Source organism: Streptomyces sp. R41, from assembly GCF_041053055.1.
In the GTDB taxonomy this organism is placed as follows: Bacteria; Actinomycetota; Actinomycetes; order Streptomycetales; family Streptomycetaceae; genus Streptomyces.
In genome coordinates, this window is the sequence record NZ_CP163443.1 from 8,637,488 (window position 1) to 8,651,090 (window position 13,603).

A 13,603-nucleotide genomic window follows, 5' to 3' on the forward strand; every position below is an offset into this window, starting at 1 on the left:
GGGAGGTGTGACGGGCATGCGCACATCAGCGCAGATGCTGACGGTGGGTGCCGCGGCCGCTCTGCTCATCGGCTGTGTGTCGGGACCGGCCGCCTCGAAGGGAGCCGACGAGAGCCGGGTCCTGGTCTTCTCCAAGACCGCCGGCTTCCGGCACGACTCGATCCCGGAAGGGATCGCGGCCGTACGCGAGTTGGGGACGACCGGCGGTTTCGCGGTCGACGCCACCGAGGACGCGGGCGCCTTCACCATGAAGAACCTCGCCCGCTACGACGCCGTGGTGTTCCTTTCCACCACGGGTGACGTCCTCGACGACACCCAGCAGGCCGCTTTCGAGCGGTACATCAAGCGGGGCGGCGGCTATGTGGGCATCCATGCGGCCGCCGACACCGAGTACGACTGGGCCTTCTACGGCGGTCTGGCGGGCGCGTACTTCCAGTCGCACCCCGCGATCCAGCCCGCGACCGTCGACGTCGAGGACCGGGCGCACCCGGCGACCTCGGAGTTGCCGAAGGCCTGGGACCGCACGGACGAGTGGTACAACTACCGTTCCAATCCACGGGAACGGGCCCATGTACTGGCCTCGCTCGACGAGTCGTCGTACACCGGCGGCACGATGAGCGGCGACCATCCGATCGCCTGGTGCCAGGAGTACCGGGGCGGCCGCGCCTTCTACACCGGGGGCGGCCACACCAAGGAGTCCTACGCCGAACCGGCCTTCCGCAAGCACCTGTTGGGCGGGATCCGGTACGCCATCGGTGACGCGCAGGCCGACTGCCGCCCGGAGAACGGCTACCGGCCGCTCTTCGACGGTACGGCCGAGTCGCTGTCGGCGTGGAAACAGGCGGGCCCCGGTTCGTTCTCGCTGTCGGACGACGGCACGCTGACGTCGAACGGCGGGCTGGGGATGCTTTGGTACGCCGGCTCCGGGGCCGGCTCCGACTCCGATCCGGGCTTCGGCTCGTACTCGCTGAAGCTGGACTGGAAGGTGGCCGGGGACGACAACTCCGGTGTCTTCGTGGGCTTCCCGGCCTCCGACGACCCCTGGTCGGCCGTCAACAACGGCTACGAGATCCAGATCGACGCGACCGACGCCCCTGATCGCACGACGGGGGCCGTGTACAGCTTCCAGTCCGCCGACATCGACAAGCGCGACCGTGCGCTGAACCCGCCGGGGGAGTGGAACACGTACGAGATCCGCGTGGAGGGCGAACGACTCCGCGTCTGGCTCAACGGCGTGAAGATCAACGATTTCACCAACACCGATCCGGCACGGAGCCTGCGCGACGGGCACGTCGGCATCCAGAACCACGGAGCCGACGACCAGGTGTCCTTCCGCGATGTGCGGATCAAGGAACTGCCCACGAAGCCGTCAGCACTTACGGCTTCGCCGGGCGACTGAGCGGCGGCGGGCGGGAGACGCCGTACTCCCGCCCGCCGTCTCGCCCCTCGCCTCTCCCGGCAGACGCATCTCCTGCCCGATGTACCTCCCTGGCTGATGAATCTCCTGATTGACGTACGACAAGGAGGCTGCCCATGTCCGCGTCCCTTTCCGATTCCCGGGTGGGGGTGTGGCTGATCGGAGCGCGTGGCTCCGTCGCCACCACCGTCATCGCGGGCTGCGCGGCCGTCACCGCCGGGCTGCACGCCCCCACGGGCATGGTCACCGAAACCGACCTCTTCGCCGACTGCGGTCTGCCTGCCCTGTCGTCCCTCGTCTTCGGCGGCCACGACACAGTGGACTGCCCGCTGCCGAAGCGGGCGGAGGCCCTGGTCGCAGGTGGCGTACTCCCGCACGGCCTCCCGTCGGCGATCGCGGCCGAACTGGAGGCCGCCGACCGGGAGATCCGCCCGGGCGGGCCCGCCCCGGGCGACACCCGCGACCCGGCCGAGCTCGTGGACGCCTTCGCCTCGGACATACGGGACTTCGTACGCCGCCGCGGCCTGACCCGGGCGGTCGTGGTGAACGTGGCCTCCACGGAGCCGGCTACCACCGGGACCACGCTGCCACCCAGCTCGCTGTACGCGGCGGCGGCGCTGCGGGCCGGCTGTCCGTACGTGAACTTCACCCCCTCCACGGGCCTGCATCACCCGGCCCTTGTGACCTTGGCCGAGTCCAGCGGGCTGCCCTACGCCGGACGCGACGGCAAGACCGGCCAGACGCTGCTCCGCTCGGTGCTCGGCCCGATGTTCGCCCAGCGCGCGCTGACGGTCCGCGCCTGGTCCGGCACCAACCTCCTGGGCGGCGGCGACGGAGCCGCCCTCGCCGACCCGGCCGCCGCCGCGGCCAAGAACGCCGGCAAGGAGCGCGTGCTCGCCGACACCCTGGGCGCGGCCCCCGAGGGCGAGACCCACATCGACGACGTCCCCGCCCTCGGCGACTGGAAGACCGCCTGGGACCACATCGCCTTCGACGGCTTCCTCGGCACCCGCATGATCCTCCAGACCACCTGGCAGGGCTGTGACTCCGCACTCGCGGCCCCACTCGTCCTCGACCTCGCCCGCCTGGCGACCCGCGCCCACGAGGCCGGCCTCACCGGCCCGTTGAGCGACCTCGGCTTCTACTTCAAGGACCCGATGGGGGAGGGTCCCTCGGCCCTGGGCGAGCAGTACGCGGTACTGGCGGGGTTCGCGGGACGCCTTCGGGGACTCGCTGGGGAGGGCCGGTGAGGTTGTGGCGAGTCGGGGCGACTGGGCCGGGCGCTTCTGTTGGACGAGGGGAGCGGGTTGGGTCGAGGGGGTCGGTCGGGTGGGCTGGGGCGAGCGAGCCAGCCGGGTCGGCTGATGTGAGCGCGTCGGCTGGGGTGGCCGGGGCGAGTGAGTCGGCCGGGCCGGTCAGGGCGGGCGCGGTGGCCCGGGTGGCTGGGGCGAGCGCGATGGCAGGGACGGTCAGGGCAAGCATGTCGGCCGGGTTGGCTGTGGCGAGCGCGGTGGCCGCGTTGGCCAAGGGGAGCGCGCCGGCTGGGTTGACCGGGGCGGGCGCGCCGGCTGGGTCGGGCACGGCGAGCGTGTCGGCGGGATTGGGCGCGAAGGCGCGGGCGAAGGCCTGGGCCGAGCTTCTGCGTCTGCCCGCCCTGTTCACCGTTCCCGGAGACGCCCTCGCGGGGGCCGCTGCCGTCGGCGCCCGCCCGAACTCCCGCACTCTGCTCGCCATCGGTTCCTCCCTCTGCCTGTACGAGGCGGGCATGGCCCTGAACGACTGGGCCGACCGTGCCGAGGACGCCGTGGAACGCCCGCACCGCCCGCTGCCCTCCGGCCGCATACACCCAGCCGCGGCACTCGCGGCGGCCGGAGCCCTGACCGCGGCCGGCCTCGCCCTCGCGGCCCGCGCGGGCCGCCCCTCCCTCGCGGTCGCCGCCCCTCTCGCGGCCACCGTCTGGGCGTACGACCTCACGCTCAAACGAACCCCCGCCGGACCTGTGGCGATGGCAACCGCGCGCGGCCTGGACGTACTCCTCGGCGCCGCGGCCACCGCCGGTACGGCTCCCAGCCGGGACCGGGTCTTCGGGACCGCGGCCACCGCCGGTACGGCTCCCAGCCGGGACCGGGTCTTCGGGACCGCGGTTACCGCGGGTGCGGTGCGCAGTCGGGACCGGCTCTTCGGCCCGGCGGCCAACGGACGTGTCGCGCCCGGTCAAGACGTGCCCCTCCGCATGGCCACCCTCTCTCGCACCGCCCGCCGCGCCCTCCCCTCCGCCCTCACCCTGGCGACCCACACCCTCGCGGTGACCATGGTGTCGCGCGGCGAGACCCAGGGCGGTTCGCCGGTGGCACCGCTGGCCGCTCTGGCCACGACCGCTGCGTTGGCCTGGGAACTGTCGAACGGTCGGGCAGCCGCGAGCCGGCCTGCCGACGCTGCCCCAACAGCGGTGCATCCAGGGAGTGTTAACGCCTCCACGCGCACTGGTACGGGCAAGGCGGGCGACGGCATCGCCGCGAGACTCGGGCCGGCATCCGCTGCCGATCCTGCCCCTCGCCCCTTCCCCCACCCCGTCACAGACACCCTGCGCGCAGCCCTCACCCTCGCCTACGCGGCGACCTCCGCCCACCCGCTCTTCCATGCCGCCCTGAACCCCTCACCCCCGCTCACCCAACGAGCCGTCGGTGGCGGAATCCGCGCCATGATCCCCCTTCAGGCCACTCTCGCCGCCCGCGCGGGCGCCCCCGTCACCGCCCTGCTGACCGCCGCTCTCGCCCCGGCGGCACGCAAGTTCGCGAGGAAGGTGAGCGTCACATGATCCCGAGCCCCCGCACGGCCACCCACGCGGGCCCCGCCCCGGCCCCCCACCCCCTCCGCTTCGGCTACGGCACCAACGGCCTCACCGACCTCCGTCTCGACGATGCCCTCGGGCTCCTCGCCGACCTCGGCTACGACGGCGTGGGCCTGACCCTCGACCACATGCACCTGGATCCGCTCGCCCCGGACCTGGCCGCCCGCACCGGGAAGGTGGCCAACAGGCTGGCGGCGCTCGGCCTGGGCGTCACGGTCGAGACCGGCGCCCGCTATGTCCTCGACCCACGGCGCAAACACGGCCCTTCGCTCCTCGATCCCGCCCCGGACGACCGCGCGCGCCGCGTCGGCCTGCTCATCCAGGCCGTCCAGGTCGCCGCCGACCTCGGCGCCCACGCCGTGCACTGCTTCAGCGGAATCACCCCGGCCGGCACCGACGAGGACACCGCGTGGAAACGCCTGGCCGAGGCGCTCGCCCCCGTGCTGGACGCCGCCACCCGCGCCGGCATCCCCCTCGCCGTCGAACCCGAACCAGGCCATCTGCTCGCCACCCTCGCCGACTTCCACCACCTGCGCCGAACACTCGGCGACCCGGCCGCCCTCGGGCTCACCCTCGACATCGGCCACTGCCAGTGCCTCGAACCCCTTCCTCCCGCCGACTGCGTACGCGCCGCCGCCCCCTGGCTGCGTCACGTCCAGATCGAGGACATGCGCCGCGGCATCCATGAACACCTCCCGTTCGGGGACGGGGAGATCGACTTCCCGCCCGTACTCGAAGCGCTGGCCGCCACCGGCTACCAGGCCCTGACCGTCGTCGAACTGCCCCGCCACTCCCACGCGGGCCCCCACTTCGCCGAACACTCCCTCCCGTTCCTCCACCGCGCGGCCCGGGCGATCCCCAAGGGCCTCGAAGGGAGAAACCCGTGAACCACCCGCACCGAGCCCAGCGCAGCCAAGGCAGCCACGACATCCAGGGCACCCAGCACGGCTCTGCCGGCCACCGAGCTCAGCCGGCCCTCGCCGCCCTGCACGCCCGCCTGAACACCCATCTCGGCGGAGAAGCTCGCGCCTGGCTCGACCAGGCCCTCGACGAGGCGGCCGCCCACCCCGGCACCCACGGCCCCATCTCCGTCTGGGAGTTGCGCATCGCCGAGGCAGGCCGCCGGTGCGGGCCCGAGTACGCCGACATCGCCCGCGTGCTCCTCCTGCACGCCGCTCACGCCGACCCGGACGCACTCACCCGCGTCTACCGCCAGGGCACCGCCGCCGAACGCCGAGCCGTCCTGCACGCCCTGCCCCACCTCGTGCCCGGACCCGACGCGCTGCCCCTCGTCGAGGACGCCCTGCGCACCAACGACACCCGACTCGTCGCGGCCGCCGTCGGGCCCTACGCCGCCCTGCACCTGGACTCCCACAACTGGCGCCACGCCGTGCTGAAGTGCCTGTTCACCGGCGTCCCGGTCGACGAGGTGGCCGATCTGCCCCGGCGCGCCCACGCCGACGCCGAACTCGCCCGCATGCTCGGCGCCTACGCCGACGAACGCGCCGCCGCGGGCCGTCCCGTACCCGAGGACCTGTACCGCGTCCTGGCCCTGACCGAGCCCACGGCCACCCCCACCGGCACGTCCCGAAGCCCCGGCGCCCCCGGCACGTCCGGCACCTCCGGCAAGGAGTCCTGATGCGCATCTTCGACCCCCACATCCACATGACGTCACGGACCACCGACGACTACGAGGCCATGCACGCCGCGGGCGTCCGCGCCGTCGTCGAGCCCGCCTTCTGGCTCGGCCAGCCCCGCACCTCACCCGCCTCCTTCCTCGACTACTTCGACTCGCTTCTTGGCTGGGAACCCTTCCGCGCCGCCCAGTACGGCATCGCCCATCACTGCACGCTCGCCCTCAACCCCAAGGAGGCGAACGACCCCCGCTGCGTCCCCGTCCTCGACGAGCTGCCCCGGTATCTCGTCAAGGACCAGGTCGTGGCCGTGGGCGAGATCGGCTACGACTCGATGACCCCCGCCGAGGACACCGCGCTCGCCGCCCAGCTGCAGCTCGCCGCCGACCACGGGCTGCCCGCGCTCGTCCACACCCCGCACCGCGACAAGCTGGCCGGCCTGCGCCGCACCCTGGACGCCGTCCGCGAGTCCGCCCTGTCTCCGGGCCGGGTCCTGCTCGACCACCTCAACGAGACCACCGTCAAGGAGGCCAAGGACAGCGGCTGCTGGCTGGGCTTCTCCGTCTATCCGGACACCAAGATGGACGAGGAGCGGATGGTCGCGGTCCTGCGGGAGTACGGGCCGGAGCAGGTGCTCGTCAACTCGGCCGCGGACTGGGGGAGAAGCGACCCCCTCAAGACCCGCAGGGTCGGCGACGCCCTGCTGAAGGCCGGATTCACCGACGACGACGTCGACCGGGTGCTGTGGCGCAACCCCGTGGCCTTCTACGGGCTCAACGGACGGCTGTCTCTCGACGTGACCGGCACCGACGCGACCCACGAAGGCAACTCGATCCTCCGCGGCGGGGAGTGAGCCATGCGCTTCCGCCACCCCGACGGCTCCACCGTCCACCTCGCCTATTGCACCAACGTCCACCCGGCCGAGACCCTCGACGGCGTCCTCGCCCAGCTCCGCGACCACTGCGAACCCGTCCGCCGGCGCCTGGGACGAGACCGCCTCGGCATCGGACTGTGGCTCGCCAAGGACGCCGCCCACACACTGGTCGGCGATCCGTCCGCGCTGCGCGGCCTGCGCACCGAACTCGACCGCCGCGGCCTCGAAGTGGTCACCCTCAACGGCTTTCCGTACGAAGGCTTCGGCGCCGAAGAGGTCAAGTACCGCGTCTACAAGCCGGACTGGGCAGATCCGGAGCGGCTCGCCCACACGACCTCCCTGGCGCGTGTCCTCGCCCAGCTCCTTCCTGACGACGTCACCGAGGGCAGCATCTCCACACTGCCCCTCGCCTGGCGCACCGCGTACGACGACGAGCGGGCGGCGACCGCCCACTCCGCGCTGAGCACGCTGGCCGAACGCCTGGACGCCCTGCACGAACTCACCGGCCGCTCCATCCGCGTCGGCCTGGAACCCGAACCCGGCTGCACCGTCGAGACCACTGCCGACGCCCTCGCCCCGCTCACCGCGATCGGCCACGACCGCATCGGCATCTGTGTCGACACCTGCCACCTCGCCACCTCCTTCGAAGACCCGCACCACGCCCTGGACGCGCTCGCCCAAGCCCGCGTCCCCGTCGTCAAATCGCAGCTCTCAGCCGCCCTGCACGCCGAACACCCCCATCTCCCCGAAGTCCGCACCGCCCTCGCCGCCTTCGACGAACCCCGCTTTCTGCACCAGACCCGCACCCGGACGTCCGCCGGCCTGCGCGGCACCGACGATCTCGGCGAGGCACTGACAGGCGACGCCCTGCCCGATGCCTCCCCATGGCGCGCCCACTTCCACGTCCCGCTGCACGCGGCCCCCGCCGCGCCCCTCACCTCCACACTCCCCGTCCTCCGGGCCGCGCTGGCCCACCTCGTCGGCGGCCCGCACCCGCTCACCCGCCATCTGGAGGTCGAGACCTACACCTGGCAGGCCCTCCCGCCCGAGCTGCGCCCCCGGGCCCGCGCCCAGCTCGCCGACGGCATCGCCGCCGAACTCACCCTCGCCCGCGACCTGTTGACCGACCTCGGCCTCAAGGAGCTGCCGTGACCCAGCCGCCGGCACCGACAGCCCAGCCCGAGCACGCCGGCGAGGACCCCCGTCCCACTCCCCTCCTCGTCCTGGACGTCGTAGGACTCACCCCCCGTCTCCTCGACCACATGCCCCACCTCAAGGCCCTCGGCCAGTCCGGCTCCCGTGCCCCGCTCGGCACCGTCCTGCCCGCCGTCACCTGCGCCGCCCAGTCCACCTTCCTGACCGGCACCCACCCCGCCGAGCACGGCATCGTCGGCAACGGCTGGTACTTCCGCGAGCTCGGCGACGTACTGCTGTGGCGTCAGCACAACGGCCTGGTGTCCGGGGACAAGTTGTGGGACGCCGCGCGGCGCGCGCATCCCGGCTACACGGTCGCCAATATCTGCTGGTGGTACGCCATGGGCGCCGACACCGACATCACCGTCACTCCCCGTCCCGTCTACTACGCCGACGGCCGCAAGGAACCCGACTGCTACACCCGGCCCCCGGCCCTGCACGACGAACTCACCGAGAAATTCGGTACGTTCCCCCTCTTCCACTTCTGGGGTCCCGGCGCCGACCTCGTCTCCAGCCGGTGGATCATCGACGCGACCCGCCACATCAATCGCACCCGCCGGCCGGACCTGACCCTCTGCTACCTCCCTCACCTGGACTACGACCTGCAGCGCTTCGGCCCCGACGACCCGCGCTCCCTCCAGGCGGCCGCGGACCTCGACGCGGCAGTGGCTCCCCTCCTCGACGACGCCAGAACCGAAGGCCGCAGCGTCGTTGTGTTGTCCGAGTACGGCATCACGCGTGCGGACCGTCCCGTCGACATCAACCGCGCCCTGCGCCGCGCCGGACTCCTCGAAGTGCACACGCAGGACGGCATGGAGTACCTCGACCCGATGGCCTCCCGTGCCTTCGCGGTCGCCGACCACCAGATCGCCCACGTCTATGTGCGACGACCCGAGGACCTGGAGGCCACGAAGGCGGCGCTCGCCGACCTGCCCGGCATCGAGCAACTCCTCGACGACGAGGGCAAGAAGACCCATCACCTCGACCATCCGCGCTCCGGCGAACTCGTCGCCGTCGCGGAGCCGGACGCCTGGTTCACGTACTACTACTGGCTCGACGACGCCCGCGCGCCCGACTTCGCGCAGCTCGTCGAGATCCACCGCAAACCCGGCTACGACCCCGTCGAACTCTTCATGGATCCCCTCGACCCCTACGTCAAGGTCAAGGCGGCGACGGCTCTGGCCCGCAAGAAGCTCGGCATGCGCTACCGCATGGCGGTCGTGCCCCTGGACCCCTCACCTATTCGCGGCAGCCACGGCCGCCTCCCCCTGAGCGACGACGAAGGTCCGCTCATCATCTGCTCCACCCCCCGCTCAGTCACCGGCCGCGTCGCGGCCACCGAAGTGAAATCCCTGCTGCTCGACCTGGCCGGCCTCACCTGACGAGGCCTGACAAGCCGTGACGAGCGACTACAGAAAGTGAAACACGCGCCACTGACAACGCGTCCGGCGAGCGCTCGGCAGGCGTCCGACCTGGGCACGAGCAGCAGACCTCCCGGCACCCGCCACCGCTGAACTCCGATCCGAAAGAGAGAAACCGTGACCGCGTTCAACGACGAATCCGGAACCGGCGACGCCCTGCGTCGCACTCTCGGCGTCAGCCGCCGCCGCTTCCTCAGCACCTGCACCGCCGCCGCGACCGCGGCGATCGCCGCGCCCGTCCTCGGCGCCTCACCGGCCCTGGCCCAGGACCGGGACAGAGGTTATGACCACGGCGGCGACGTCCTCGTCCCCGCGAACAAGCGGGGCATCATCCTCTACACCGTCCGTGACGCGACGGGCCGCGACCCGCTCGCCACCGATCTGCCCTCCGGTTTCCGCGAGGTCTTCAAGGAGCTCTCGCGATTCGGCTACCGGCAGGTGGAGTTCGCCGGATACGGCCAGCACGCCAACGCCCCGGGCGGCGCGAGCCTGGAGTCCGTGGAGGGTGCCAAGCTGCTGCGCTCCTGGCTCGACGAGTACGGGCTGCGGGCGCAGGGCAACCACGGCTTCATACCGCCGTCCTGGCCCTTCACGACGGCCGACCTGGACACCTTCAAGAAGCACCTGGAGATCGCCAACATCCTCGGCATGGCGCACATGGGCACCGGCGGCGACCCCACCGGCAGCGCCTACCGCGCCGATTGGGACGTGGCCGCCGACAAGTGGAACGCGCTCGGCGAGATCGCCCGCCGCGAGGGCATCAAGCTGTACACCCACAACCACGACGCGGCGTACGGCTTCCTGCTCGACGGCGGTCCGCTGGACGCGCAGGGCCACCCCACCCGAAGCTCCGGCATCCGCAAGCTGGAGTACTTCCTCAAGGTCACCGACCCGAAGGTGGTCTGGCTGGAGATGGACATCTTCTGGGCGCACGTGGCCCAGTACAAGTTCCACACGTACACGGCCCACGACGGCTCCACACAGGAGAACGTCTTCGATCCCGCGGGACTCGTCGTCCGCAACAACAAGCGCTATCCGCTCTTCCACGCCAAGGACGGCACCGTCAACACCACGAACGGCATGGGCTATGACATGGTGCCGTTCGGCACCGGCGTCATCGACTACACCACGTTCTTCTCGCGCGTCGGCGCCCGCAATTACCACAACCCGATGGTCGAACAGGACAACGCGCCCAGCGCCACCGACCCCGGGCAGTCGCTGAAGCACGCGAAGATCGGTTACGACAACCTCGCGGCCCTCCGCGAGAAGCGCCACTAGCTCCGCGGCAACGGATCAGGCGGCCCTCCCCACATGGGGAGGGCCGCCTGATCCTTCTCGTGCGAGGTGTCCGTCAGGTCGCGGTCGCGGGCTGTGGCTCCGCAGTCCGGCTGACGTCGCCGGTGCGGCCCGGCTGCTTCAGCAGGAGGGCGATCGCCGCCGCCACCATAGAGACGCCGCCCGCCAGCGCGTAGGCGCCGTTGTAGCCCCAGGCGGCGACCACCATCGAGCCGAGTCCGCCGCCGAACAGGCCGCTGATCAGCTTGCCGCTGTACACCAGCCCGTAGTTGGTGGCGTTGTAGTTCTCGCCGAAGTAGTCCGGGGTGAGCGCCGCGAACATCGGGTAGAACGCGCCGCCGCCGAATCCGGAGAGGAAGGCGAAGAACAGGAAGAGCGCCTCGCTGTGGATGTCACCGGCCCAGATCACGCCGAACTGGGCGAGACCCAGGACGACGATGACGAACACCAGGGTCTGCTTGCGACCGTAGGTGTCGGACAGCCAGCCCACCACCCCTCGCCCGATGCCGTTGATGACGGCCATGACGCCCATCGACGACGCCGCGACCAGCGGGCCGAAGCCCACCTCCTTGGCGAAGTCGACCTGGAAGGAGATGCCGAAGATCGACACACCCGCGGTCATGACGAGGGCGATCCACATCAGGGGGAGCATGCCGGTCCTGATGGCCTCCTTGGGGGTGTACTGCTTCACCGCGGGAGGGTTCTTGGCGAGGCCGGCCGCGCCCTTTTCGGTGCCGCCGAAGGTCAGCGGGTCGATGTCCGCCGGCCACCAGTTCTTCGGCGGGTCCTTGAAGAAGAACGCGGAGGCCAGGACCACGACCATCACGTAGCAGCCGATGAGGTCCAGTACGCGGTGGTAGTTGGCCGTGTCGAACGCGTAGTTGAAGATGAAGATGAACGGCAGGGAGCCGTACGCGAATCCGCCGTTGACGAATCCCGTCTTCGCGCCACGGCGCTCGGGGAACCACTTGCCGACCATGTTGATACAGGTCGCGTACACCAGGCCCGAGCCGAGGCCTCCGATGACGCCGAAGCCCAGGATGGCCAAGAAGACGTTGCTGAGGTGCGAGAGGGCGAGGAAGCCGATCAGGCACATGGCCGAACCGGTGTACATGGCCCTGCGCGCCGTCAGGATGCCCTTCTCCCGCAACCAGCCCGCCGGGAAGGCGATGCCGGCCTGGAAGAAGACCCAGACGCTCAGGATCCAGAAGGTGTTGCTCTGCGTCCAGCCGTGCGCGTGGGACAGGGTGTCCTCGGCCGAGCCGTACGCGTACTCGAAGACACTGATGGCCATCATGGCGATCCACGGCAGATACACCATGAACTTGCGTGAATGGCCCAGGATGTCCCGGTCCGTCTCACCTATTCGGTAGACACGGCCTCGAGAGTCGGTGACTTCCCGGTACGAGCGGGTTGAGGTGCCGGGCGCGCTCGACGCGTCCTTAGCGGCGATAGGTTCCGCCGTCATCAAGCCATCTCCTCGCCAAGAGGTTGCGGGTTGGGAACGATCCGGGCCGTTGGCCGGCCCGGAGCTTTGAGGAACAGCGCCAGCACCGCGGATGCCAGCCCGATGGATCCGGCGAGAACGAAGGCGCCGTGGTAGTCCCACGCGCCGACGACGACCGCGCCCATTCCGGAGCCCACGAGCCCGGAGATCAGCTTCGAGCTGTAGACCATTCCGTAGTTGGAGGCGTTGTTGTTCTCGCCGAAGTAGTCAGCCGTCATGGCCGCGAACAGCGGGAAGATCGCGCCGCCGCCGAATCCGGAGACCATGGAGCAGAACAGGAAGAACGGCATGCTGCCCATCTGGCCGGAGACCAGAACGCCGAACTGGGCGGAGCCGAGCACCAGACAGACGATGATCAGCGTTTGGCGGCGGCCGAACTTGTCGGAGATCCAGCCGATCACACCGCGCCCGGTGCCGTTGACGATCGCCTTGAGGGACATCGCCGTGGCCACGATCCCGCCCGCGAAGCCCATGTCCTTGCCGAACGGCACTTGGAAGGCGATGCCGAAGATGTTGATCCCGGCGGTGCACAACAGGCAGAACCACATCATCCACAGGACGGGTGTACGAGCGGCCTCCTTCGGGGTGTACTGCTTCACCGCCGGCGGGTTCTTCTCCAGCGCCCGCCGGACCCTCGGGTCGTCGGACACCTTCAGCGGATCCGCGTGCGAGGGCCACCAGCCCTTGGGCGGGTCCTTGAAGAACCAGCCCGCGAACGCCACGACGGCGCAGCAGATCAGGCCCACCATCACCAGGACGTTCTCGTAGTTGCTGAGGTCCATGTACGAGGTGAACAGGAAGACGAAGGGCACCGAGCCGTAGGCGAAGCCGCCGTTGACCAGGCCGGTCTTGCCGCCCTTGCGCTCCGGATACCACTTGCCGACCATGTTCACGCAGGTGGCGTAGACCAGGCCGGCTCCGATTCCGCTGAACATCCCGAACCCGATGTACGCGACGATCACGTGCGGCGCGAACGCGAGCGAGAGATAGCCGAGGATCGTGCCGAGTGCGCCGAGGAACATGGCGTACCGCGCGGGCAGTTTTCCGCTTTCACGGAGCTGCCCCGCCGGGAAGGCGACGGCCGCCTGGAAGAACACCCAGACACCCATCAGCCAGAAGATGTGCCCGCTGCTCCAGAGATGCGCATCGTGCAGCGTGTCCTCGGCCGACGTGAACGCGTACTCCGAGGAACTGATGCCCAGCATGCCCATCCATGGGAAGAGCACCATGGTCCAGCGTGGTCGCCCCATGATGTCCCGATCGGTCTCTCCGATGCGGTACATGCGGCCGTTGACGTCCGTCACCTGTTGATAGGGGACGGAGGCCGAGTAGTCGGTGGTTGTCATCTTTGTCAAACACCCCTTGCGTCGAAAGATCTGGTCAGCGCCCCCTGCCAAATGCCTTTCGTG

General features: G+C 70.5%; 11 protein-coding genes. 9 read left to right on the plus strand and 2 right to left on the minus strand.

Annotated elements, in window-relative coordinates; genetic code table 11:
* Positions 1-16 precede the first annotated feature (16 nt).
* The 9 genes from AB5J53_RS39210 (at position 17) to AB5J53_RS39250 (ending at position 10,669) form a co-directional block, all read left to right on the plus strand.
* A complete protein-coding gene (locus tag AB5J53_RS39210; protein WP_369250356.1) occupies positions 17-1,399 on the plus strand; it encodes a ThuA domain-containing protein in 1,383 nt (460 codons plus the stop codon).
* 134 nt (positions 1,400-1,533) lie between these two features.
* The gene (locus tag AB5J53_RS39215; protein ID WP_369250357.1) at positions 1,534-2,667 is read left to right on the plus strand and encodes an inositol-3-phosphate synthase; all 1,134 of its coding nucleotides are present in this window, start codon (positions 1,534-1,536) and stop codon (positions 2,665-2,667) included.
* A gap of 230 nt (positions 2,668-2,897) precedes the next feature.
* Positions 2,898-4,235: a UbiA family prenyltransferase gene (locus AB5J53_RS39220; RefSeq protein ID WP_369250358.1), complete on the plus strand. Its 1,338-nt coding sequence runs from the start codon at positions 2,898-2,900 to the stop codon at positions 4,233-4,235.
* On the plus strand, positions 4,232-5,155 hold the full coding sequence (locus AB5J53_RS39225) for a sugar phosphate isomerase/epimerase family protein (RefSeq protein WP_369250359.1): 924 nt from the start codon (positions 4,232-4,234) through the stop codon (positions 5,153-5,155). Before AB5J53_RS39220 ends, AB5J53_RS39225 begins: the two co-directional genes overlap by 4 nt.
* 41 nt (positions 5,156-5,196) lie before the next feature.
* Positions 5,197-5,907, plus strand: coding sequence for an EboA domain-containing protein (locus tag AB5J53_RS39230; protein WP_369252735.1), 711 nt, complete (start codon positions 5,197-5,199; stop codon positions 5,905-5,907).
* A complete protein-coding gene (locus AB5J53_RS39235) occupies positions 5,907-6,755 on the plus strand; it encodes a TatD family hydrolase (RefSeq protein ID WP_369250360.1) in 849 nt (282 codons plus the stop codon). Before AB5J53_RS39230 ends, AB5J53_RS39235 begins: the two co-directional genes overlap by 1 nt.
* 3 nt (positions 6,756-6,758) lie before the next feature.
* Entirely contained in the window at positions 6,759-7,928 is a 1,170-nt protein-coding gene (gene eboE / locus AB5J53_RS39240; protein ID WP_369250361.1) for a metabolite traffic protein EboE, read from the plus strand.
* Complete coding sequence (locus tag AB5J53_RS39245; protein WP_369250362.1) at positions 7,925-9,352, plus strand: alkaline phosphatase family protein; 1,428 nt, start codon at positions 7,925-7,927, stop codon at positions 9,350-9,352. The genes eboE and AB5J53_RS39245 overlap by 4 nt, the downstream gene beginning before the upstream one ends.
* 156 nt (positions 9,353-9,508) lie before the next feature.
* On the plus strand, positions 9,509-10,669 hold the full coding sequence (locus tag AB5J53_RS39250; RefSeq protein WP_369250363.1) for a sugar phosphate isomerase/epimerase family protein: 1,161 nt from the start codon (positions 9,509-9,511) through the stop codon (positions 10,667-10,669).
* Positions 10,670-10,742: 73 nt separating this feature from the next.
* Here the strand turns inward: AB5J53_RS39250 and AB5J53_RS39255 are convergent, their stop codons facing one another.
* Both AB5J53_RS39255 and AB5J53_RS39260 read right to left on the minus strand, forming a co-directional pair.
* Positions 10,743-12,155 carry an OFA family MFS transporter gene (locus tag AB5J53_RS39255; protein WP_369250364.1) on the minus strand — a complete coding sequence of 471 codons (1,413 nt, stop codon included), beginning with the start codon at positions 12,153-12,155 and terminating at the stop codon, positions 10,743-10,745.
* Positions 12,155-13,540 carry an OFA family MFS transporter gene (locus tag AB5J53_RS39260; protein WP_369250365.1) on the minus strand — a complete coding sequence of 462 codons (1,386 nt, stop codon included), beginning with the start codon at positions 13,538-13,540 and terminating at the stop codon, positions 12,155-12,157. The genes AB5J53_RS39255 and AB5J53_RS39260 overlap by 1 nt, the downstream gene beginning before the upstream one ends.
* Positions 13,541-13,603: the final 63 nt, after the last annotated feature.